Raw genomic sequence first — 22,119 nt, 5'->3', positions numbered from 1 at the left:
CCCAGAATCGGCTGAACGGATGATCCGGAACCGCCCAGACGTCGTGGAAGCGCTCCCACAGGTACCGGTCGATGCGCCCGCCGCGCCGGCCCGCTGCCGACCCCACCTGGTCGAGACCGCCCGGCTCCAGTGGCGCGTCGGCGACGGCGGCGACCCCACCGACCTGGCGCAACGCTTCCTCACCGCGCACGGCCTGCCGGTCGACGACCTGACCCGCCCCAGCCGGCACACCCCGCACGGCGTGTGCGGGGCCGCGCTGTTCCTGTCCGCCGCCGCCGGCGCGTCCGCCATCGGCGCGCCGACCGGAGCGCCGACCCCCGCGCCGGCGCTGCCCGACCTGGTCGTGGTCGTCTACCACCACGGCGCCGCCGCACCCCCACACCCCGCGCCGCCCGCCTGGCGGCTGGGGGACTGGCGGGACAGTTGGACCCCGGCCGCCCACGCCGCCGCCGTCGACACCGTCCGCGCCGCCATCGCCCGCGGCGACGTCTACCAGGTCAACCTCGTCGGCCACGCCGCCGCCCACTACACCGGCGACCCGCGGCCGGCGCTGGCCCGCCTCGCCGCGCTACCCGGCGCCCGCTACGGCGGCACCCTCACCGGACCCGGCTGGACGCTCGGCTGCGCCTCCCCGGAAACCCTCGTCGCGGTCGAACACGGCCGGCTGGTCACCCGACCGATCAAGGGCACCCGCCCGGCCACCGCCGCCGGCCGCCGGGACCTGCTCGCCTCCGCCAAGGAACGCGCCGAACACGTGATGATCGTCGACCTGGCCCGCAACGACCTGGCCCGGGTCGCCGCCACCGGCTCGGTGCGCGTCGACGACCTGTTCGCCGTCCGCCGCTGGTGCGACCTGTGGCAGGCGGAGTCGACCGTGTCCGCGGCGCCCGCCGCCGGCCTGGGCCTGGCCGACCTGCTGCGCGCGCTGTGCCCCGGCGGGTCCGTCACCGGCGCCCCCAAACACGCCGCCCTGGCATCGCTGGCCGCCCTGGAACCGGTCGGGCGGGGCGCCGGCATGGGCGCGCTGGGCTGGGTCGGCCCCGACCGGCTCGACCTGGGGTTGACCATCCGCACCGCCGTCGCCGACACCCGGCGGCTGCACCTGTGGGCCGGCGGCGGCATCACCTGGGGCAGCGACCCGGCCGCCGAGGTCGCCGAGGCCGCCGCGAAGGCCGCCCCGCTGCGCGCGCTGCTCGCCGCCGCCTGACCCGCCGCCGCGTCCGCAGCGCCGCCGAGCCGGCGGCGGCGCGGTTTCAGCCGGCGGCGAACCCGTCCAGGGCGGCGACCACCCGCTCGCCGATGCCGTGGCCGCTGCCGTGGCCACCGGCCTCGACGATCTCCAGCCGGGCGTCGGGCCACCGCCGGGTCAACTCCCAGGCGATGTCGGGCGGGCCGCTGACGTCCAAGCGGCCCTGCACCAGGACCCCGGGGATCCCGGCGAGGCGGTCGGCGTCGCGCAGCAACTGCCCGTCGGGCAGGAACCCGGCGTGGGCGAAGTAGTGGGTGACCAGCCGGGTGAACCCGAACCGGAACACCGGGTCGGCGTAGCGGAGGCTGGGCGCGTACCCGCCGGCGAGCGACACGTGCACGTCCTCCCACGCACACCAGTCCCGCGCCGCCCGGTCCCGCACCACCGGGTCCGGGTCGTTGACCAGCCGGGCGTACGCGGCGGCGAGGTCACCGTCACGGTCGGCCTCGGGCACCCCGTCGCGGAACCGCGCCCACTGCTCGGGGAACACCCGACCCATGTCCCGGGTCACCCACTCGACCTCCCGGGCGGTGGTGGCGACCACGCTGAACAGCACCAACGCGGTCACCCGCCGCGGGTGGGCCTGCGCGTACGCCAGCGACAGCGTCGACCCCCACGACGCGCCGCACAACAGCCACCGGTCCACACCCAGGTGCGCGCGCAGCACCTCCATGTCCGCCAGCAGGTGCGCGGTGGTGTTCACCGACAGGTCGGTGGCCGGATCGGCCGCCGACGGGGTGCTGCCGCCGCAGCCCCGCTGGTCGAACAACACGATCCGGTAGGCGGCCGGGTCGAACAACTGCCGCCACGACGCCCCCGCCCCGGAACCCGGGCCGCCGTGCACCACGAGCGCCGGGCGACCGTCGGGGTTGCCGCAGGTCTCCCACCGCACCCGCTGACCGTCCCCGACGTCCAGCAGACCCCGCGCGTACGGCTCGATCGGTGGATACATCGGCAGACCCTCCCACGACACCGGACCGGCGGGTGGGCACCACCGACCGGTAAGCAACGACTAGCCTTCCGGACATGACTATGCGCCCGATCCGGATCATCGGCGACCCCGTCCTGCGCACCCCCAGCGAACCGGTCACCACGTTCGACGCCGAACTGCGCGCCCTCGTGCAGGACCTGATCGACACGACTCGCGGCGCGCCCGGACGCGCCGCCGTCGCCGCACCCCAGATCGGCGTCAACACCCAGGTGTTCGCCTGGCACGCCGACGGCCACACCGGCCACCTCGTCAACCCCACCCTCGAGCTGTCCGACGAACTCCAGGACGACGACGAGGGCTGCCTGTCCATCCCCGGGCTCTACTTCCCGACCCCCCGCGCGATGCACGCCACCGCCCACGGCCACGACCAGCACGGCGAACCCCTCACCATCACCGGCAGCGGCTTCCTCGCCCGCATCCTGCAACACGAAACCGACCACCTGCACGGCCGCCTCTACGTCGACACCCTGCGCGGCGACACCCGCCGCAAAGCGCTACGAGAGATCCGCGCCGGCCGCTTCGACTCACCCAGCCGCCGCTGACGCCGTCAACGTGAACTCCTCGTAGTCGGCCACCCGGGTGAACCCCACCCGCTCGTACAACCGCACCGCCGCCACGTTGTCCGCCTTCACGTTCAACACGACATGCGAGACCGTCTCCCGCAGCCGCGCACACAACGCCGCCACCACGCCAGCACCCAACCCCCGACCCCGCCACCGCGGATCCGTCGCCACGTTGCCCAACGCCGCCACCCCGTACACCGGCGACCACACGTGCACGCCCGCCACCGCGACCAGCTCACCGCCGTCGCGCACCCCCACGTACTGGCCGGTCTCCACCATCCGCGCGTCGAACCAGTTGTCCGGATACGCCCGCCCGTACAACCGACGCAACGCCGGCAGGTCCGCCGCACCCAACACCTCACCCGCCGGCGCCACCCCCGCCAACCGGCCCGGATCCGTCAACGCCATCCGACGATGCCGCCCACCCGGACCACACCGGAACGACCCGGACAGGGCCCCCACCAGACCGGGGGACAGGTGCGCGTACGACCGGGCCGGCAACACCGGCGCCACCTCCGCCAACAACGCCGCCATCTCCGCGCGCCCCGCCGGCGCCGCGAACGCCAGCACCGTCGGCGGCGTCACCCCGTGATACAGCAACACCACCTGCTCACCCCGACGAAACCACGACGTGAACGGCCAGAAGAAATCGTCCAGATCGCCCAACTGGTAGGCGTGCAACACCGGATCCCGACCCAACAGACCCGCCAACACCACCCGGTCGTGCTCCGCGCGCACCGCCACCTCAGCCCGCCACCCACTGGTCATGACCCACCTTCGCGACCAACGCCACGACCACCACCAGCAGCACCACCCGCACGAACCCCGACCCGCGGCGCACCGCCATCCGCGCCCCCACCACCGCCCCGGCGACGTTGCACACCGCCATCGCCGCCCCGAGCAGCCACCACACGTGCCCGGTCCACCCGAACACCACCAACGCACCCAGGTTCGTCCCCGCGTTGACCACCTTCGCCATCGCCGAACCGTGCAGGAAATCCGCGCCCACCACCGCCGTGAACGCCACCACCAGGAACGTCCCCGTACCCGGACCGATCAACCCGTCATACAAGGCGACCGCCACCCCGGCCACCCCGACCGCCACCGCCACCCGCGCCGGCGTCCGCCGCGCCGGCTGCGCCACCACCCCCAACCGCGGGCGCAGCACCACGAACAACGCCACCGACACCAACACCACCAACACCACCGGCCGGTACGCCCCCGCCGGCACCGCACCCGCCAACGCCGCGCCCAACCCCGCCGACAACACCGCCAACCCCGCCGCCGGACCCGCCACCACCCAGTCCAGCTTCGTCCGCCGGGCATACGTCACCGCCGCCGTCGACGTCCCGAAGATCGCCGCCAACTTGTTCGTCCCCAACGCCGACGCCACCGGCAACCCCGGCGCCGCCACCAACAACGCCGGCAACAACAACAACCCGCCGCCACCCACCACCGCGTCCACCCACCCCGCCACGGCAGCCGCAGCCAGCAACGTCGTCAACGCCCACGGATCCACGCCGCGATTCTGCCCACCCCACCACCACCGGCGAGGACACCTGTGGCCAGCCTCACCGGCCCCGACGCCGCCGCAACCACACCCCCGCCGACGCCACCGCCACGAACACCACCATCGAACAGCACAACAGCTTCAGCACCCGGCCAGCCTGCCACCCCCGACGTAAGGTGTGCAGGTGCGCCTGGCCACCTTCAACCTGCTGCACGGCCGATCCCTCACCGACGGACTCGTCGACCCCGACCGCCTCACCGCCGCCGTCACCGCCCTCGACGCCGACATCCTCGCCCTCCAGGAAGTCGACCGCGACCAGACCCGCAGCGGCAACCACGACCTCACCGCCCTCGCCGCCCGCGCCCTGCACGCCGACCACCACCGCTTCGCCGCCGCCGTCGTCGGCACCCCCGGCGAACAGTTCCGCCCCCTCACCCACGACGACGACGGCCACGGCGAACCCCTCTACGGCGTCGGCCTCATCAGCCGCCACCCCGTCCGCACCTGGCACGTCACCCGCCTACCACCGGCACCCGTACGCTCACCCATCTACGCGCCCGGTCCCGGCGGCGGACTCCTCCTGCTCCGCGACGAACCCCGCGTCGTCCTCGCCGCCGTCCTCGACACCCCCCACGGCCCCCTCACCGTCGCCGCCACCCACCTGTCCTTCGTCCCCGGCTGGAACATCTGGCAACTACGCCGCGTCGTACGCGCCCTGCGCACCCTGCCCGCCCCCCGGATCCTGCTCGGCGACCTCAACCTCCCCGCCGGCCCCGCCGCCACCCTCACCCGCTGGCGACCTCTCGCCCGACGCCCCACCTACCCGGCCGGACAACCCCGCGTCCAACTCGACCACGCCCTCGCCGACCGGCACCACCTCGACCGGCTCCCACCCGTCACCGCCGTCAGCACCCCGCTGTCCACCATCTCCGACCACCGGCCCCTCGTGGTCGACCTCGGCTGACACCGTTCAGCCCACCCCCGACTGCCGCCGCGCCGCCTCCACCGCGTTACGGAACAACATCGCCACCGTCGTCGGACCCACCCCACCGACCCGCGGCGTGATCGCCCCCGCCACCCGCGCACACGACTCGTCCACGTCCGGCAGCAACCGCCGCCCCTCATACCGCACCCCACCACCGACCACCACCGCACCCGGACGCACATGCTCCGGCCGCACGATCCCCGGCACCCCCGCCGCCGCCACCAGAATCTCCGCCCGCCGCGTATACCGCGGCCAGTCCGCCACCCCCGTGTGCACCACCGTCACCGCCGCGTTCGCCGTCGGCCGCTTCTGCGCCAACAACAACGCCAACGGCCGCCCCAACGTCGCACCCCGACCCAGGATCACCACCTCCCGACCCGCCACCGGCACCTGATGGAACGCCAACAACGCCTCGATCCCCGCCGGCGTACACGGCAACGGACCCGGCAACCCCAACGCCAACCGGCCCATGTTCACCGGATGCATCCCGTCCACGTCCTTGTCCGGATCCACCTCGGCAAGAGCCCGGTCATAGTCCAGACCCACCGGAATCGGATGCTGCACCAACACCCCGTGCACACCCCGGTCGGCATTGAAATCCGCCACCACCGCGTGCAGATCCGCCTGCGACGCCGACGCCGGCAGATGCACATGCGGCGACGCGAACCCCAACTCCGCCGCCTGACGCTGCTTGATCCGGATGTAACCCGCGCTCGCGTCGTCGTCACCCACCAACACCGTCGCCAACGCCGGCGTCACCCCCGCCGCGCGCAACCGCGCCACCGACGCGGCGACCTCCGCCAACACCCGCTCCGCCACCGGCGCGCCCGGCAACAGCCGCGCCGTCGCACCCTGGACCGCCGAACCCTCAACCGCCGAACCCTCAACCGCCGAACCCGAAGAAGAAGACACACGACACCTCGCCCGCGGAGGCCCAGGCGGTCGACCCCCACGACGAGCTCCCCGATGGTTTCCACCCATCCCCGTGCCGCCAGTCGCGTCACGCCCAGCCTGCCACAGCCCGCCGCGCCACCACACCCATCACCGACTCCCACGCCGGCAACGACGCCAACACCGCATCCGCCCGCCGCCGCCGATCCGCCGCCGACACCACCCCCAGATCCGCCAACACCGCCTCCAACCCCGGCCGCGCCACCCCCTCCCGCTCCGGCGCCACCGCCGCCAACACCGACAGGCACCGCGCGTACGTCACCACCACCCAGAACATCGCCTCCCGATGCCGCCCCGCCGCCACCAACTCCGCGCCACCGTCGAACACCACCGCCCGCCCGGAGGCGCCCAGATCAGCCCCGAACCCGAACCCCTCCCGCGGCAGCCGCGCCACCTCGTCGAACACCACCGCCAACCCGGCCAGATGCGCCCGCACCCGCCCCACGCCCACCCCACCACCGTCAAGCGTCGCCAACAACTCCGGATACCGACCACCCACACCGAACCGGGTCAACACCTCAGACGCGCGCACATACCGCCGCCGCACCGTCGGATCCGCCAACCCCGCCACCAACGGCCACACCGCCAGCACCGACGTCGGGAACACCCACGCCAACACCTGATCGGCCAACGGCGCCCCCGCGTCCAACGCCCGCAACCCGCCCTCGATCCGCCGCCGCACCCCCGCGCAGCGCCGCCGCACCCACACCGGATCCGCGTACCCCGCCGCCACCCGCCGCCGCACCGCCGCCAACCGCCCCGACGGATCCGCGATCACCGAATCGGTACGGAACATCGGCGCGAACACCCACGACCCCAGCACCCCCTCCGGGCCACCCAACTCCGCCCACGTGACGCTGCTGACCTCCAACAACACGCCACGATGGACGAACTTGCCGACCTTCACCCCGGGCGACTCCCGCACCAGCAACACGTCCACGTCCGACCACACCGGCAGCACCGCGTCATCCGGCAACCCCACCGTCGACCCGCTGAACAACGCCCCCTGCACCGACGGATCCGACCGCATGCGCTCCCGCACCCACCCGACCGCCACCGCCCGCGCCGCACCCACCCGCATCCGGCCGATCCTGCCAGCCCGCCACGCACGACGGCCGGGTCTCACCGCACCAGCGCCACCAGATCCCCGGGCCGGCCCACGGTCAGATCGGCGGGAACATCCGGGTCGTACAGATGACCCCACCCCGCCGCGACGGCCAACGCACCGGCGGCGCGAGCCGCGCCCAGATCCAACGGCGAGTCGCCGACGTAGGCCACCCGCCCCACCTCGACACCCAGACGTCGACACGCCACCAGGACACCCTCCGGATCAGGCTTCGGCCGGGTCACCTCGTCACCGCCGACGATCACGCCCACGTGCGCGGCCAGCCCGGTCCGCTCGAGCAGGATCCGCGCCGCCCGCGCGCTCGCCCCGGTGAAGACACCGACCGGCATCCGCCGCGCGGCCTCCGCGAGCAGGTCCGCCACACCGTCGTACACGGTGACCCGGTCAGCCGTTCCCGCCAACTCGTCGTGGTAACGGTCGAGATCCATCCGGGTGGCCGGACGGCCGAGCAGCGCCGCGAGCAGGCTCGCCGGCGCACCCAGCGGATAACCAGCGATGATCTCCTCGTCGCTGGGCGGGCGACCGCCACCCGCGACGACCGCCGCCCGGTACGCCGCGGGCACCACCGCGTGCGACTCGATCAGGGTGCCGTCCATGTCGAAAACCAGCCCGGCCAGCGGGAATCGTGAATCTGCCACGGTGTCGAGGCTAGGCGGACGAACTACACACCGGACAACCCCGACAGCGCCCGGTTCGTGCGGTTCGCCGCCACCGCGGCCCGCTGCTGACCGGCCGTCACCTCGATGTACGTCTGCGACGACGCCAACGACGCATGCCCCAGCAACCGCATGATCTCCGCCGCGCCCGCCCCGTCCTCCGCCAGGCGCGTCGCGAACGTGTGCCGCAACGCGTGCAGCCGCGCGCCCCGCGGCACCCGGTCACCGACACCCGCCCGCCGATAACACGACTCCACCAGATACTGCAGGCCGCCCCGACGCAACGGCTCACCCGCCCGGTCCACCAGCAACGGCCCGTCCGGCCGCACGCTGCGCCTCCCGAACCGCAGCCGCCGGCTCTCCAGGTAGCCGGCCAGCACCCGGTCCACACCCGCCTCGACCGGCACCGTCCGCGGCCGACCGCCCTTGCCCGCCACGTCGACGCGCCGCTCGCCGTCGCGCCCGGCCACCGACGACACCCGCAACGCCAGCAGCTCCGACAGCCGCAGCCCGGCGCACAGGGCCAGCGCCAGGACCGCCAGGTCCCGCTCCGGCCACGGGTCACGTTGCCGGCCCTGCGCCCGCGCCACCGCCGCCAACAACTCCTCCGGGGTCTCCTCGCCGCGCAGCGGCTTGGGCCGGGGGAGCGGCGCGCGGGGCCGCCCCACCGCCGGCATCGGATTCCCGGGTACGACCCCCTCGGCCACCAGGAACGTGAAGAAGTTGTTCCAGGTGGACCAGGCACGGTGGACCGAGGCGGCGGCGCGGGGAGCGGCGAACCGGGCGAACGCCGCACGCATCACCCGGGGGGACAGGGCGCTGACCGGCAACCGGGCCGGGGGGAGGGGAGTGGCGTCTCCGTCCACCTCCACCAGCTTCGCCACCGTGGTCAGGTCCCGCCGGTATGCCGCCAGCGTGTGGGGGGAGGGCTTGCGGGTGGCCCGGGCGGTCAGGAACTCCTCGATCAACGCTCCTACCACTTCGTCCGGTTTGTCATGCATAAGGGATATTATGCATGACTTTCGCGTTCGCGCCAGGCCGGCGCGCCGGGGGAGATGTGCCGGCTCGGTGAAAGCGCTGCCGTATGGTCCCGGGGTGGGTCTGCTCCTAGGGACTGTGTCGAAGTCGGTCACAGCCACTCGTTGATCGCGGCGATGTGCACGGTGGCCTCGTAGCGGACGGCGAGTTTGTCGAAGCGGGTGGCCACGGCACGGTGGCGTTTGAGGCGGTTGATGCCGCACTCCACGGCGTGACGCTGCCGGTACCGCTGGGGGTCGAAGGCCGGTGGCCGGCCGCCCTTGGACCCCTTCTTACGCCGGTTCGCGTCCTGATCGGCCTTCGACGGGATCGTCGCGGCGATCCCACGTCGACGCAGATAGCGGCGGTTGGCCTTCGACGTGTACGCCTTATCAGCCAGGACCCGGTCCGGGCGGGTCCGGGGCCGGCCACCGCCGAGACGGGGCACCCGGATCCCGTCAAGCACCGGGATGAACTGCGGGCTGTCCCCGCGCTGCCCGGCGGTCAACACGATCGACAGCGGCTTCTGCCCCTGCTCACATGCCAGGTGCACCTTCGTGGTCAGCCCACCGCGCGAGCGACCGAGCGCATGGTCGTCCGGCTCGACCGTGACCCCGCCCGGCGGCTCGACCTGCAGATCCCCCTTTTACGCGCCCCAGCGGCGTGCTGATGCGCCCGAGCGACCGTCGAGTCCACCGACACGTCCCACACGACGCGTCCGCCCCCGTCAGCCAGGGCCTGTAACACGGTCAGGATCGTCGCCCAGGTCCCATCGCGCTGCCAACGCCGGAACAGCGCGTACACCGCCGCCCAGGACCCGTAACACTCCGGGACGTCCCGCCACGGGGCACCAACCCGTACCCGCCACCGAATCCCATCAATGAGCTGCCGTTTCGTCCATGTCGACGGCCGACCCGGCCGACGCCCCGCAGGCAGCAACGGCTCCAGCGCCGCCCACTGTGCGTCGGTCAGGTCATGCCGCCTCGTCACCGCTAGGGTGTCCACGAGGTCTCCGGTGTTCGGGTTCTGCTTGGTCGCTGAACCAGATACCGGAGACCTCGCTACATCTCGAACACCGACACGCCAAGACCCTCACCCAACAACTCAAGCCCTGGCACCGACTTCGACACAGGCCCTAGTGCTGCGCCCGCCGCAGCCGCGTACGAAGAGCCTGCGTCGTGCTACCCGGGCGCAGCGGCGTGAGCGCAACCGCGCTGTCGCCGAAGAGTGGGCCACCACGGTGGAGCGCGGTTTGCTGCTCGACGTGTCCGTGGAGAGGCTGCTGCCGTTGACGGACGCGGCCGGGGGGAACCGACTTCGGATTCTCGGTCAGCTTGACCCGTGGTCGGATGGCGTACTCAGCCATGAGGATCTGCCGCAGCTCACCACCGAAGTCGACCGTCTGGAGGCGGCGGCGGGTGACGACGTGGAGCGCGGGCTGGTGGCGGCGCTACGGGCATTGCTGGCGCGGTGGCGTGACGAGCCTGGCCTGGCGCTCCACTGGTACGGAGACTGATGTCGTTCAGCGACACGGGGATGTCGCCAGGGGGCGGGGGCTGCCGAAGCGACCAGGCCCGACTCCGCCCCACTTGACATAATGTAGATTATCGAACCGGCGTGGAACGGTGGGCGGGGCGGTGGCGCCGGTGCCGGGCGCCACCGCCCCGCGTCCGCCGCCGGGTCAGGCCCCGACGTAGTCGGCGAGGTGCTCGCCGGTGAGCGTGGACCGGGCCGCCACGAGATCCGCCGGGGTGCCCTCGAAGACGATCCGGCCGCCGTCGTGCCCCGCGCCCGGGCCGAGGTCGATGATCCAGTCGGCGTGCGCCATGACCGCCTGGTGATGCTCGATGACGATGACGGACTTGCCGGCGTCGACGAGCCGGTCGAGCAGGCTGAGCAGGTGGGCGACGTCGGCCAGGTGCAGGCCGGTGGTGGGCTCGTCGAGGACGTAGACGCCGCCCTTGTCCCCCATCCGGGTGGCGAGCTTCAGTCGCTGCCGCTCCCCACCGGACAGGGTGGTCAGGGGTTGACCGAGCGTGAGGTAACCGAGGCCGACATCGGCGAGCCGGTCGAGGATGGTGTGGGCGGCCGGGGTGCGGGCGTCGCCGGCGCCGAAGAACTTCTCGGCCTCGTTGACCGACATGGCGAGGACCTCGCTGATGTCGCGGTCGCCGAGGTGGTAGTCGAGCACGGCGGCCTGGAAGCGTTTGCCCTCGCAGTCCTCGCAGGTGCTGGCGACGCCGGCCATCACGGCCAGGTCGGTGTAGATGACGCCGACGCCGTTGCAGGTGGGGCAGGCGCCCTCGGAGTTGGCGCTGAACAGGGCGGGTTTGACGCCGTTGGCCTTGGCGAAGGCCTTGCGGATGGGGTCGAGCAGGCCGGTGTAGGTGGCGGGGTTGCTGCGTCGGGAGCCACGGATCGGGGTCTGGTCGACGCTCACCACGTCGTCGCGGCCGGCCAGGGAGCCGTGGATGAGGGAGCTCTTGCCGGAGCCGGCGACGCCGGTGACGGCGACGAGGACGCCGAGGGGGATGTCGACGTCGACGTCGCGCAGGTTGTGGGTGCGGGCGCCGCGGATGGGCAGGGCGCCGGCGGGTGTGCGCGGGGTGTCCTTGAGGGTGGCGCGGTCGTCGAGGTGACGGCCGGTGGTGGTGTCGCTGACGCGTAGGCCGGCGACGGTGCCCTCGTAGCAGATGGCGCCGCCGTCGGCGCCGGCTCCGGGGCCGAGGTCGACGACATGGTCGGCGATGGCGATGGTTTCCGGTTTGTGTTCGACGACCAGGACGGTGTTGCCCTTGTCGCGCAGGCGCAGCAGGAGGTTGTTCATCCGGGCGATGTCGTGCGGGTGCAGCCCGATGGTGGGTTCGTCGAAGACGTAGGTGACGTCGGTCAGGGACGAGCCGAGGTGGCGGATCATCTTGGTGCGTTGGGCCTCGCCGCCGGAGAGGGTGCCGGCGGGGCGGTCGAGGCTGAGGTAACCGAGGCCGATCTCGACGAAGGAGTCGAGGGTGTCCCCCAGCGCGGTGAGCAGCGGGGCGACGGAGGGTTCGGTCAGGTCGCGTACCCAGGTGGCGAGGTCGCTGATCTGCATGGCGCAGGCGTCGGCGATGCTGATGCCGTTGATCTTCGAGGAGCGGGCTTCGGGGCTCAGGCGGGTGCCGTCGCAGTCGGGGCAGGTGGTGAACGTGACGGCGCGTTCGACGAAGGCGCGGATGTGGGGCTGCATGGCGTCGACGTCCTTGGCGAGCATCGACTTCTGCATGGCGGGGATCAGGCCGGTGTAGGTGACGTTGATGCCCTCGACCTTGATCTTGGTGGGTTCCTTGTGCAGGAGGTCGTGCAGTTCCCGTTTGGTGTAGTCGCGGATGGGCTTGTCGGGGTCGAACATGCCGCTGGCGCGGAAGATGCGGCCGTACCAGCCGTCCATGCTGTAGCCGGGGATGGTGATGGCGCCGTCGTTGATGCTGCGGTCGGCGTCGTAGAGGACGGTCAGGTCGATGTCGGTGACGGCGCCGCGGCCCTCGCAGCGGGGGCACATGCCGCCGAGGCGGTTGAAGGTGCCCTTCTTGGTCTGGGTTTTGCCGGGGCCGCGTTCGACGGTGATGGCGCCGGTGGCGCGGACGGACGGGACGTTGAACGAGTAGGCGTTGGGTGGGCCGATGTGGGGTTGGCCGAGGCGGCTGAACAGGATCCGGAGCATGGCGTTGGCGTCGGTGGCGGTGCCGACGGTGGAGCGGGGGTCGGCGCCCATGCGTTCCTGGTCGACGATGATCGCCGTGGTGAGGCCGTCGAGGAGGTCGACGTCGGGTCGGGACAGGGTGGGCATGAAGCCCTGGACGAACGCGCTGTAGGTCTCGTTGATGAGCCGTTGGGACTCGGCGGCGATGGTGCCGAAGACCAGGGAGCTCTTGCCGGAGCCGGAGACGCCGGTGAACACGGTGAGGCGGCGTTTGGGCAGTTCGACGTCGACGTCGCGCAGGTTGTTCTCGCGGGCGCCGTGGACGCGGATCATGTCGTGGCTGTCGGCGTGGGCCTTGCTCATCGGGTCTCCGTCCGGTGTGGCTTCAGCGTCGCTGGTTGATGCGGATGAGGTTGCCGGTGGGGTCGCGGAAGGCGCAGTCGCGGACGCCGTAGGGCTGGTCGGTGGGTTCCTGGACGACGTCGGCGCCGGCGGCCTGGAGGCGGTCGAACAGGGCGTCGAGGTCGTCGGTGGCGAGGGTGAGCGCGCCGTAGCTGCCCTTGGCGATGAGTTCGTGGATGGTGCGGCGTTCGTCGTCGGTGATGCCGGGGTCGACGGCCGGGGGGTGCAGGACGATGCCGGTCTCGGGTTGTTCGGGTGGGCCGACGGTGAGCCAGCGCATGGTGTCGCCGTGGCCGACGTCGTTGCGGAGGTCGAAGCCGAGGGTGTCGCGGTAGAAGGCGATGGCGGCGTCGGCGTCGGTGTGTGGGAGGAAGGCGTAGTGGATCGTGATGGTCATGGTGGTCACGCTAGCGGGGGCGGTCGGCCCGGGCTTCTCGATTCCTGATCGGTCGGGTGGCCTGTTTGGTGAGGCACGCCGGTGGTTCGGCGGCGCCGGGCGGGTGGCGGGCGCGGTAGGCGCTGGGGGGTTCGCCGACGAGTTCGGTGAAGCGGGTGCTGAAGGTGCCCAGGGACTGGCAGCCGACGGCGAAGCAGACGTCGGTGACGGTGAGGTCGCCGCGGCGCAGCAGGGCCATGGCGCGTTCGATGCGGCGGGTCATGAGGTACGCGTACGGTGACTCGCCGTAGGTCTGTCGGAACTGGCGGCTGAGGTGGCCGGCGGACATGTGTTCGCCGCGGGCGAGGGCTTCGACGTCGAGGGGTCGGGCGTACTCGCGGTCGATGCGGTCGCGGACGCGGCGCAGCCGGGTGAGGTCGCGCAGGCGTTGGGTGAACGCCGGGTCGTGGTCCTGCACGGGGTCATTCTCGCAGGTGGGTGCGACTGGCGCGGACGGCCGGTGTGCGCGGTCAGCGCAGCCGGCGGGCGGTGAAGCGGGTGGGCGGGTCGGCGATGGCGTCCTGGGCGGCGACGAGTTGGAGTTCGCGGGTGCCGGCGGCGAGGGTGGCCTCGAGCACCGCGAAGATCGAGTTGGTGGTGTGTTCCAGCGCGGTCGCGGGTGATCCGGTGGTGGCGAGGTGGGCCAGGTAGAGGGCGGCGGTCACGTCGCCGCCGCCGTTGGGGTTGATCGGCAGCAGTGGGGTGGTGACGGCCCAGGCGCCGTCGGCGCAGACGGCGACGACCTCCAGGTGGCCGGCGGGCAGGTCGCCGTGCAGGACGCTGGTGACGAGGACGTGTTCGGGGCCGGTGGCGCGTACGGTGTCGACGGCGGCGAGCAGGTCGTCGAGGGTGTCGGTGCGGCGGCCGGCGAGGAACTCCAGTTCGAACTGGTTGGGGGTGACGATGTCGGCGCGCGGGACGACGGTGTCGCGGAGGTATTCGGGGATGCCGGGGCGGACGAACATGCCGCGGCCGACGTCGCCCATGACCGGGTCGCAGCAGTAGAGCGCGGCGGGGTTGGCGGCCTTGACCTGGGCGACGGTGTCGAGGATCACCGCGCCGACGGCGGGGTCGCCCTGGTAGCCGGAGAGCACGGCGTCGGCGGTGCCGAGCACGCCGCGGTCGGCGATGCCGGCGATGACCTCGGCGACGTCGGTGGGGGCGAGCAGGGGGCCGCGCCAGGCGCCGTAGCCGGTGTGGTTGGAGAAGTGCACGGTCAGGACCGGCCACACCTCGTGGCGGAGGCGTTGTAGGGGGAACACGGCGGCGGAGTTGCCGACGTGGCCGTAGGCGACGGACGACTGGATGGACAGGATCTTCACCGGCTCATCGTCGCATCCGGGTCGGTGGTCACGCTCGGTGGTCGTCCGGTTGCGGCCGGGGGTGGTGCCGGCCGCTCGGCTCAGGGTTTCGACCGTCGGGCGCGGGGTGGGTTTGGGCTGCGCGTGCGGTGGGGGCATGAAGCGAGGGGTTCTCGCCTTCTGGACGGAGGAAGCAAGGATGCTTTCCGCTTTTGATCGTCGGCGCACCATCGCGCCGTCGGGGTACAGCCGGTGGCTGATCCCGCCGGCGGCGCTGGCGATCCATCTCTGCATCGGGCAGGTCTACGCGACGAGCGTGTACAAGAACTCCCTGATCGCGCACTTCGGCACGGGGCAGACGGCGATCGGGGTGATCTTCAGCATCGCGATCGTGATGTTGGGTCTGTCGGCGGCGCTGGCCGGGACGTGGGTGGAGGCGAACGGGCCGCGCAAGGCGATGTTCGTCTCGGCGTGTTTCTGGGCGGCCGGGTTCCTGGTCGGCGCGCTGGGCATCGCGACCTCACAGTTGTGGCTGCTGTATCTGGGGTACGGCGTGCTGGGCGGTATCGGCCTGGGAATCGGGTACATCTCCCCCGTCTCCACGTTGATCAAGTGGTTTCCGGACCGCCCGGGCCTGGCGACCGGCCTGGCGATCATGGGGTTCGGTGGCGGGGCGATGGTGGCCTCTCCCCTGTCCCGGCAGTTGCTGTCGTTGTTCGACTCGGGCTACGACCCGTCGAACAGCGGGTCGACGGCGTCCGGTTCGGCGCTGGTGTGGCTGTTCGTCACGCTCGGCATCGGCTACTTCGTGATCATGATGTTCGGGGTGTTCAACGTGCGGGTGCCGGCGGCGGACTGGCGTCCGGCCGGGTTCGATCCGTCGACGGTGGCGGAGAAGCCGATGGTGACCACCGCGAACGTGTCGGCGGCGAACGCGGTGAAGACGTGGTCGTTCTGGCTGTTGTGGGTGGTGTTGTTCTGCAACGTGACCGCGGGCATCGGCATTCTGGAGCAGGCCAGCCCGATGATCCAGGACTTCTTCCGCGACGGCGGCACGTCCTCGGTGTCGGTGGCGGCGGCCGGCGGGTTCGTCGGGTTGCTGTCGTTGTTCAACATGGCGGGCCGGTTCGTCTGGTCGTCGACGTCGGACGTGATCGGCCGGAAGCCGATCTACGTGGTGTACCTGGGTGTGGGCCTGGTGCTGTACCTGACGCTGGCGCTGGTCGGGCAGACGGCGACGGCGTTGTTCGTGCTGTTGGCCTGCGTGATCCTGTCGTTCTACGGCGGTGGGTTCGCGACCGCGCCGGCGTACCTGCGGGACCTGTTCGGCACGTTCGAGGTGGGCGCGATCCACGGTCGGCTGCTGACCGCGTGGTCGGCGGCGGGCGTGGCCGGGCCGCTGATCGTCAACGCGTTCCTCGACGCGCAGGGCGAGCCGGGTTCGTTGACCGCGTCGGCGTACCGGCCGGCGCTGTTCACGATGGTCGGGGTGCTGGCGGTGGGGTTGGTGGCGAACCTGCTGATCCGGCCGGTGCCGCGGCGGTTCCACGAGCCGGCGTCGGGCCGGGACGAGATGACGCCGGGACAGCCGGTGCCGGCGGAGAGGAGCGGATCGTGAACGAGCGGACCGGTGGCGGGCAACAGGTCCGCCTGGTCGTGTCGTGGCTGTTGGTGGCCGTGTTGCTGGGTTACGGCGTGATCCAGACGTTGCTGACGGCGGTGAAGCTGTTCGCCGGCTGACGGTCTGCGGCGGTCCGGGGTCTCCCCCCGGCCGCCGCGTCGTCGCTACAGGCCGCCGGCGACCCGCAGGACCGCGCCGGTGGTGTAGGTGGCGTCGGGGCCGAGCAGGTGGGCGATCGCGCCGGCCACCTCGTCGGGTTCGCCGGCGCGGCCCAGCGGGATGCGGCCGGCGGCGGTGTCGGGGCGGTCCGGTGCGCCGGAGCGGGCGTGGATGTCGGTGCGGATGATGCCGGGGGCGACCGCGTTGACCCGGATGCCGCGCAGCGCGAGTTCCTTGGCCAGGCCGACGGTGAGGGTGTCGGTGGCGGCTTTCACGGCGGCGTAATGGATGTACTCGCCGGGGCTGCCGAGGGTGGCCGCGGCGGAGGAGACGTTGACGATCGCGCCGCCGCGGGTCATCCGGGCGGCGGCCTGCTGGGCGCAGAGGATGTAGCCGACGAGGTTGACGTCGACGACCTCGCGCAGGTCGTCGACGCGCAGGTCGGTGAAGGGGCCGATCGGGCTGGTGACGCCGGCGTTGTTGACCAGGCCGGTGAGCGGGCCGAGTTGGTCGGCGGCGGCGAAGAGCCGGCGTACCTGGTCGGGGTCGCAGGTGTCGGCGGCGACGGTGACGGCGCGGCGGCCGGCGGCGCGCACGTCGGCGGCTACGGTCGCGGCGGCGTCGTGGTCGGCGCGGTAGCCGATGATCAGGTCGTGGCCGTCGGCGGCGAGCCGGCGGGCGGTGGCCGCGCCGATGCCGCGCCCACCCCCGGTAACGATGGTGACGGAGGTCAATGCGTTCTCCTCTGCCCTGGTGGTGGGGGCGACGTTACCGTGGGCGGGACCAGCGGGAACGGAGAGGACTGTCACATGGGGCGGGCGTTGGTGCTGGGCGGCGGCGGGGTGACCGGGGTGGCCTGGGAGCTGGGGTTGCTGGCCGGGTTGGCCGCGCGGGGGGTGCCGCTGGACGAGGCGGACCTGGTGGTGGGCACGTCGGCGGGTTCGGTGGTCGGCGCACAGGTCTGCTCCGGGGTGCCGTTGGCCGAGTTGTACGCGGCGCAGTTGCGCCCGCCGCGCGACGAGGTGCCGGCCCGGCTCGGTCTGGGGGTGCTGGCCCGCTGGGCGTGGGCCGGGGCGCGGGGTCGGGACGCGGCGCGGGCCCGGGCGCGGGTGGGCGCGTTGGCGTTGGCGGCGCGTACCCCGTCGGAGCAGTCGCGGCGGGCGGTGATCGCGGCGCGGCTGCCGGCGCGGGAGTGGCCGGCGCGGCGGCTGCTGGTCACCGCGGTCGACGCGGCCTCGGGTGGGTTCGTGGTCTTCGACGCCGGCAGCGGGGTGTCGCTCGTCGACGCGGTGGGGGCGAGCTGCGCGGTGCCCGGGGTGTGGCCGCCGGTGACGGTCGACGGCCGGCGTTACGTCGACGGCGGGGTGCGGTCGCCGGTGAACGCGGACCTGGCCGCCGGGGCCGGTCAGGTGGTGGTGTTGGCGCCGACGAGCGCCGCGGTCGGGCCGATGCCGCGGCTGGCGGCGCAGGTGTCGGCGTTGCGGTCGGCGGGGGCGCGGGTGGCGGTGGTGGCGCCGGACCGGGCGGCGCGCGCGGCGATCGGTCGTAACGTGCTGGACCCGACGCGGCGGCCGGCGTCGGCGCGGGCCGGGTTCGCGCAGGCCACGGCCGTGGCCGACGAGGTCGCGGCGGTCTGGGCGTGATCGCCTAGGCTCACCGGGTCGGTGGCGAGGCGTGGGAGGTACGCGGTGGGTGTGGGTGTCGGTGACCTGGTCGAGGATTTCACGCTGCCGGACCAGACGGGCACGCCGCGGCGGCTGTCGGAGTTCCTGGCCGCCGGGCCGGTGGTGGTGTTCTTCTACCCGGCGGCGATGACCCGGGGGTGCACGGCGGAGAGCTGTCACTTCCGGGATCTGGCGGCGGAGTTCGCGGCGGTGGGCGCGTCCCGGGTCGGGATCAGTCGGGATCCGGTGGATCGGCAGGCGGAGTTCGCCGCCCGGCACGGGTTCGACTATCCGCTGTTGTCCGACGTCGACGGGGCGGTGGCGGCGGCGTTCGGGGTGCGGCGGCGGTTGCCGTTGGGCGCGTTGAGCACCCGGCGGATGACGTTCGTGATCGGCGCGGACCGGCGGGTGCTGGCCGTGGTGCACAGCGAGGTGAGCATGAACGAGCACGCCGACGCGGCGTTGCGGGCGCTCGGGGGCTGATCTTCGCGTTGTCGCAGCCGGCTGGTATCAAGGTGCGTCACACAGGTGTACGGAAGAGGGCGTGATGGCGGTCCAGGGGTTGTCCACTGACGAGGTACAGCAGATCCGCGAGTCGTTGGCGGCGGGCCGCAAGCCACGGGTGGTGTTCACCGAGGCGGCCGGTCAGATGGCCGGGCAGCTCGGGCAGGTGGTGGAGTTGACCGACCCGGCGGCGTCGGAGGAGTTCGTGGTGGTGCGGTTCGGCCGCGACGAGTTGCCCTTCTCCCCCGCCGATGTGGCGGTCGCGCCGAAGGGCGCCGGGCGGCGGCCCGCCGCCGTGGAGGCGAAGCCGGAGCCGGAGCAGCCGCCGGCGGTGGCGGAGCCGGAGTTCGTGTTGGACACGCCGCGGGTGCCGGCGCTGCGCCAGGAGCAGCAGGTGCGGGAGCAGCAGCCGGCGGAGCCGAAGCCGGCGAAGCGGGCGGTCAAGGCGGCGAAGCCGAAGACCCCGCCCGGGTTGACGGTGACGTTGGCCTACGGCGATGGCGAGTGGACGGTCGCCGCGCAGCAGGGCGCGAAGGCGTTGGCCCGGCCGTACGTGGTGAAGCCGGCCGAGGCGTTGCGGATGGTGGCGCTTGTGGACGTGCCGGGGGTGCAGGAGGCGGTGGAGCAGATCCTGGCCGCCGAGCGGTCCGAGGCGGAGCAGCAGGCGGAGAAGCTGCGCGCCGAGCTGGCGGAGATCGAGGCGCGGCTGGCGGAGTTGCGCGAGGCCCGCTGAGCGGGCGGTCGGTCAGGGGTGCGCCGGGGCCACGGCCGGCGGTTGCGCCGTCGGCGTGTCCTCCTCGGCGGGCGGGTCCGGCGTGGTGGCGGTGGGTTCGCGGTGGGCGGTGGCGCGTCGTTGCCCGACCGCCGTCACGGCCGCCTCGATGGTGGCGGCCACGAGGAGGATCAGCCCGACGCGCAGCAGCACCGCTTCCTGGATGCCGAAGCGGGCGTACTCGCCGGCGGTGAACAGCGTGCCCGCCACCGCGCTGGCGGTGCTGGCGGCCACGAGCAGCCCACCGGCGGCGGCGGTCCAGCGGGCCCGCCGGAACCCGCGGGTGAGCGCGCCGACGGCGGCGGCGAGCACGACGATCAGGCCGGTCACCGGCAGCACCCGGTCGGGGTCGGGGAAGAAGACCCGCTCGGGGAGGGCCGGTAGGGCCGCGACCGGCTTGGCGTAGCGGCCGGTGGTGCCGCCCAGCAGGGCGGGCAGCACCTCGCCGGTGGTGGCGGCGGCGTGCCGCGGGTGGGCCAGGGCGTACCGGTAGGCGACGGTGCCCTTCCCCCGGTCGGTCCAGTCGACCAGGTCGGGGCAGCCGCGCCAGGCGGCGATGAACTCGGTCATCTGCCACGGGGTGCCGGCGGCGATCCGCTCGGCCGGCGCGCAGCGGGGCATGCCCAGATCCTGGCGGTAGGCGCGGGCGACCTGCGGGTCGTTGAGGATCTGGAAGCGCAGGCGGTACAGGAATGTCGCCTCGGACAGGCTCAGCCCGGAGTACCAGGCCCGGTAGCTGTCGTCGGTGGCGCCGACGGTGGTGGCGTTCCAGGCCAGGCCGCCGAGCAGGACCGCCACGGCGACCAGGGCGGCGCGGCGGTATTGGCGCAGCAGCGCGTAGCCGGCGAGCACGACGAGCAGCAGCAGCACGTACGGCAGCACGTCCTGGCGGGTGAAAAGCCACCAGAGGGTGGCCAGGACCAGCGCGCCCAGCGCCACCCGGGACCGGGTGCGTACCCAGATGGCCAGCAGGGCCAGCGCGGCGACGCCGAGGCTGATGGACAGCGACTCGGACAGCACGGCGTGGTCCCACGGGTAGACCGACCGGGTCAGGGCCAGGCCGACGAGCGCGGCGGCGGCGGCGAGGCGCGCGGGCAGGGTGCGCAGCAGCAGCCAGGCGGCGGCGATGAGCAGGGACCAGGCCAGGGTGCTGATCCCCCACTGGACGGTCGTGCCGGCGCGGTCGGAGCCGGCCAGGGCGTACAGCAGCGGCACGCCCCAGGGGCGCGGGGCGTGGCCGGTGAACGACAGCAGGTCGATGGTGTTGCCGGGCCGGTCGGCGTAGGAGGTGCTGTCGACGGAGGTGTAGACGGTGAAGCGGGCCAGGATGAGCAGCCGGGCGGCCAGGTAGACGGCGAGCAGGACGGCCAGCGGCAGGTGCCGGGGATGCCACCGGCGCGGCGACTCGGGTGGCGGGTCGACGGCCGCTGACGGCATGCGGTGTCCTCGGGGTGCGGCGGGATCTGGTCGGCGGGAAGCATAGCCGCCGCCCGCCGGGGTCCGGGGCCCGGCGGGCGGCGTGACGCTCAGTGTTGTGGGATGTTCGCCACGCCGATCCGCCTGCGGAACACCCAGTACGTCCAGCCCTGGTAGGCGAGCACGATCGGGGTGAACACCACCGCCACCCACGTCATGATCTTCAGGGTGTACGGGGTGGACGCGGCGTTGGTGGCGGTCAGCGTGCCGGCCGGGTCGAGCGTGGAGGGCAGCACGTTCGGAAACAGCGCGGCGAACAGGGTCGCCACGGCCAGGGCGATGGCCAGCGCGGTGCCGGTGAACGCCCAGCCCTCCCGGCGTACCCTCGCCGCGGCCAGGCCGCCGAGCAGGGCGAGGGCGGCGCCGACGGCGAGCACGACGGCGGCGGCGCTGGCGCGGATGGTCAGCGACCAGCCGAGGAACGCCACCGCCGCGACGGCGGTGCCGGCGCCGAGCTTGACGGCGAGGGCGCCCGCGCGGTCGCGGATGTCGCCGGTGGTCTTGAGCGCGAGGAACACCGCGCCGTGGGTGCCGAACAGGCCGAGGGTGGTCAGGCCGCCGAGCAGCGCGTACGGGTGCAGCAGGTCGAGCAGGCCGCCGGCGTACTCGTGGTCGGCGGACAGGGGTACGCCGCGGAAGATGTTGGCGAAGGCGACGCCCCACAGCACGGCCGGCACCGCCGAGCCCCAGAAGATGGCCCGGTCCCAGCGGCGTTTCCAGGTCGCCTCGGGGCGCTTGTGCCGGTATTCGAAGGCCACGCCGCGGGCGATCAGGGCGAGGAGGATGAGCAGCAGCGGCAGGTAGAAGCCGGAGAACAGGGTGGCGTACCACTCGGGGAAGGCGGCGAACATGGCGCCGCCGGCGGTGATCAGCCACACCTCGTTGCCGTCCCAGACCGGGCCGATGGTGTTGATCAGGACGCGGCGTTGCCGGTCGTCGCGGCCGAGCACGGGCAGCAGCATCCCGACGCCGAAGTCGAAGCCTTCGAGGATGAAGTAGCCGGTGAAGAGCACGGCGACGAGGAGAAACCAGACGGTGGTCAGTTCCACGGTGGGCT

The 22,119-nt window shown here is 72.9% G+C and carries 23 protein-coding genes and 1 pseudogene; 9 read left to right on the top strand and 15 right to left on the bottom strand.

Annotation, left to right across the window (positions count from 1 at the left end):
- The first annotated feature begins 19 nt into the window (after nucleotides 1-19).
- Nucleotides 20-1,207: a chorismate-binding protein gene (locus O7619_RS18875; protein WP_282282332.1), complete on the top strand. Its 1,188-nt coding sequence runs from the start codon at nucleotides 20-22 to the stop codon at nucleotides 1,205-1,207.
- 46 nt (nucleotides 1,208-1,253) lie between these two features.
- On the opposite strand, the gene pip is transcribed toward O7619_RS18875, so the two are convergent.
- Nucleotides 1,254-2,201, bottom strand: a complete 948-nt coding sequence (pip, locus tag O7619_RS18870; RefSeq protein ID WP_282282331.1) for a prolyl aminopeptidase — start codon at nucleotides 2,199-2,201, stop codon at nucleotides 1,254-1,256.
- A 74-nt stretch (nucleotides 2,202-2,275) separates the two neighbouring features.
- Between pip and O7619_RS18865 the strand changes: the two genes are divergently transcribed.
- Nucleotides 2,276-2,782, top strand: coding sequence for a peptide deformylase (locus O7619_RS18865; RefSeq protein WP_282282330.1), 507 nt, complete (start codon nucleotides 2,276-2,278; stop codon nucleotides 2,780-2,782).
- On the opposite strand, the gene O7619_RS18860 is transcribed toward O7619_RS18865, so the two are convergent.
- Complete coding sequence (locus O7619_RS18860) at nucleotides 2,765-3,571, bottom strand: GNAT family N-acetyltransferase (protein WP_282282329.1); 807 nt, start codon at nucleotides 3,569-3,571, stop codon at nucleotides 2,765-2,767. The genes O7619_RS18865 and O7619_RS18860 overlap by 18 nt on opposite strands.
- Nucleotides 3,549-4,322 (bottom strand): TSUP family transporter, encoded by a 774-nt coding sequence (locus tag O7619_RS18855; RefSeq protein ID WP_282282327.1) that lies wholly within the window; start codon nucleotides 4,320-4,322, stop codon nucleotides 3,549-3,551. Before O7619_RS18855 ends, O7619_RS18860 begins: the two co-directional genes overlap by 23 nt.
- Before the next feature lie 175 nt (nucleotides 4,323-4,497).
- Here O7619_RS18855 and O7619_RS18850 point away from each other — a divergent pair, with 175 nt between their 5' ends.
- Nucleotides 4,498-5,277, top strand: coding sequence for an endonuclease/exonuclease/phosphatase family protein (locus tag O7619_RS18850; RefSeq protein WP_282282325.1), 780 nt, complete (start codon nucleotides 4,498-4,500; stop codon nucleotides 5,275-5,277).
- 6 nt (nucleotides 5,278-5,283) lie between these two features.
- On the opposite strand, the gene O7619_RS18845 is transcribed toward O7619_RS18850, so the two are convergent.
- From O7619_RS18845 to O7619_RS18825, 5 genes and pseudogenes are all read right to left on the bottom strand, one after another.
- Nucleotides 5,284-6,117 carry a tetrahydrofolate dehydrogenase/cyclohydrolase catalytic domain-containing protein gene (locus O7619_RS18845; protein ID WP_282282323.1) on the bottom strand — a complete coding sequence of 278 codons (834 nt, stop codon included), beginning with the start codon at nucleotides 6,115-6,117 and terminating at the stop codon, nucleotides 5,284-5,286.
- Between the two features lie 181 nt (nucleotides 6,118-6,298).
- Entirely contained in the window at nucleotides 6,299-7,330 is a 1,032-nt protein-coding gene (locus O7619_RS18840) for a hypothetical protein (protein ID WP_282282321.1), read from the bottom strand.
- 41 nt (nucleotides 7,331-7,371) lie between these two features.
- On the bottom strand, nucleotides 7,372-8,013 hold the full coding sequence (locus tag O7619_RS18835; protein ID WP_282282320.1) for an HAD-IA family hydrolase: 642 nt from the start codon (nucleotides 8,011-8,013) through the stop codon (nucleotides 7,372-7,374).
- 23 nt (nucleotides 8,014-8,036) lie between these two features.
- A complete protein-coding gene (locus tag O7619_RS18830; protein WP_282282319.1) occupies nucleotides 8,037-9,032 on the bottom strand; it encodes a tyrosine-type recombinase/integrase in 996 nt (331 codons plus the stop codon).
- A 128-nt stretch (nucleotides 9,033-9,160) separates the two neighbouring features.
- Nucleotides 9,161-10,053, bottom strand: a pseudogene (locus O7619_RS18825) (IS5 family transposase).
- Nucleotides 10,054-10,300: 247 nt separating this feature from the next.
- Between O7619_RS18825 and O7619_RS18820 the strand changes: the two are divergent.
- Nucleotides 10,301-10,564: a hypothetical protein gene (locus O7619_RS18820; protein ID WP_282282317.1), complete on the top strand. Its 264-nt coding sequence runs from the start codon at nucleotides 10,301-10,303 to the stop codon at nucleotides 10,562-10,564.
- A gap of 165 nt (nucleotides 10,565-10,729) precedes the next feature.
- Here O7619_RS18820 and O7619_RS18815 read toward each other — a convergent pair whose 3' ends face one another.
- The 4 genes from O7619_RS18815 to pdxY are packed head-to-tail and all read right to left on the bottom strand — an operon-like array spanning nucleotide 10,730 to nucleotide 14,887.
- The gene (locus O7619_RS18815; protein ID WP_282282316.1) at nucleotides 10,730-13,090 is read right to left on the bottom strand and encodes an excinuclease ABC subunit UvrA; all 2,361 of its coding nucleotides are present in this window, start codon (nucleotides 13,088-13,090) and stop codon (nucleotides 10,730-10,732) included.
- Nucleotides 13,091-13,112: 22 nt separating this feature from the next.
- Nucleotides 13,113-13,526, bottom strand: a complete 414-nt coding sequence (locus O7619_RS18810) for a VOC family protein (RefSeq protein WP_282282315.1) — start codon at nucleotides 13,524-13,526, stop codon at nucleotides 13,113-13,115.
- Nucleotides 13,527-13,536: 10 nt separating this feature from the next.
- On the bottom strand, nucleotides 13,537-13,983 hold the full coding sequence (locus O7619_RS18805) for a helix-turn-helix transcriptional regulator (RefSeq protein ID WP_282282314.1): 447 nt from the start codon (nucleotides 13,981-13,983) through the stop codon (nucleotides 13,537-13,539).
- Between the two features lie 52 nt (nucleotides 13,984-14,035).
- Entirely contained in the window at nucleotides 14,036-14,887 is an 852-nt protein-coding gene (gene pdxY, locus O7619_RS18800; RefSeq protein WP_282282313.1) for a pyridoxal kinase PdxY, read from the bottom strand.
- 178 nt (nucleotides 14,888-15,065) lie between these two features.
- On the opposite strand from pdxY, the gene O7619_RS18795 reads away from it, so the two are divergent.
- Together O7619_RS18795 and O7619_RS18790 are read left to right on the top strand one after the other, a co-directional pair.
- Nucleotides 15,066-16,484, top strand: a complete 1,419-nt coding sequence (locus tag O7619_RS18795; RefSeq protein ID WP_282282312.1) for an OFA family MFS transporter — start codon at nucleotides 15,066-15,068, stop codon at nucleotides 16,482-16,484.
- Complete coding sequence (locus tag O7619_RS18790) at nucleotides 16,481-16,606, top strand: hypothetical protein (RefSeq protein ID WP_282282311.1); 126 nt, start codon at nucleotides 16,481-16,483, stop codon at nucleotides 16,604-16,606. The genes O7619_RS18795 and O7619_RS18790 overlap by 4 nt, the downstream gene beginning before the upstream one ends.
- Before the next feature lie 45 nt (nucleotides 16,607-16,651).
- Here the strand turns inward: O7619_RS18790 and O7619_RS18785 are convergent, their stop codons facing one another.
- The gene (locus tag O7619_RS18785) at nucleotides 16,652-17,380 is read right to left on the bottom strand and encodes an SDR family oxidoreductase (protein WP_282282310.1); all 729 of its coding nucleotides are present in this window, start codon (nucleotides 17,378-17,380) and stop codon (nucleotides 16,652-16,654) included.
- A 75-nt stretch (nucleotides 17,381-17,455) separates the two neighbouring features.
- On the opposite strand from O7619_RS18785, the gene O7619_RS18780 reads away from it, so the two are divergent.
- From O7619_RS18780 to O7619_RS18770, 3 genes are all read left to right on the top strand, one after another.
- Nucleotides 17,456-18,289, top strand: a complete 834-nt coding sequence (locus O7619_RS18780; protein WP_282282308.1) for a patatin-like phospholipase family protein — start codon at nucleotides 17,456-17,458, stop codon at nucleotides 18,287-18,289.
- Between the two features lie 45 nt (nucleotides 18,290-18,334).
- Nucleotides 18,335-18,793 carry a peroxiredoxin gene (locus tag O7619_RS18775; protein ID WP_282282306.1) on the top strand — a complete coding sequence of 153 codons (459 nt, stop codon included), beginning with the start codon at nucleotides 18,335-18,337 and terminating at the stop codon, nucleotides 18,791-18,793.
- 64 nt (nucleotides 18,794-18,857) lie between these two features.
- Nucleotides 18,858-19,547 carry a hypothetical protein gene (locus O7619_RS18770; protein ID WP_282288878.1) on the top strand — a complete coding sequence of 230 codons (690 nt, stop codon included), beginning with the start codon at nucleotides 18,858-18,860 and terminating at the stop codon, nucleotides 19,545-19,547.
- A gap of 12 nt (nucleotides 19,548-19,559) precedes the next feature.
- Here O7619_RS18770 and O7619_RS18765 read toward each other — a convergent pair whose 3' ends face one another.
- Both O7619_RS18765 and cydB read right to left on the bottom strand, forming a co-directional pair.
- On the bottom strand, nucleotides 19,560-21,023 hold the full coding sequence (locus O7619_RS18765) for a hypothetical protein (RefSeq protein WP_282282304.1): 1,464 nt from the start codon (nucleotides 21,021-21,023) through the stop codon (nucleotides 19,560-19,562).
- Between the two features lie 89 nt (nucleotides 21,024-21,112).
- Entirely contained in the window at nucleotides 21,113-22,111 is a 999-nt protein-coding gene (gene cydB / locus O7619_RS18760; RefSeq protein WP_282282302.1) for a cytochrome d ubiquinol oxidase subunit II, read from the bottom strand.
- Nucleotides 22,112-22,119 lie beyond the last annotated feature (8 nt).

Origin of the sequence: Micromonospora sp. WMMD998, assembly GCF_029581235.1 — a bacterium.
Lineage (GTDB): Bacteria > Actinomycetota > Actinomycetes > Mycobacteriales > Micromonosporaceae > Micromonospora.
Note: the sequence above shows the minus strand (reverse complement) of the source record. Positions and strands in the feature narration are given on the sequence as shown.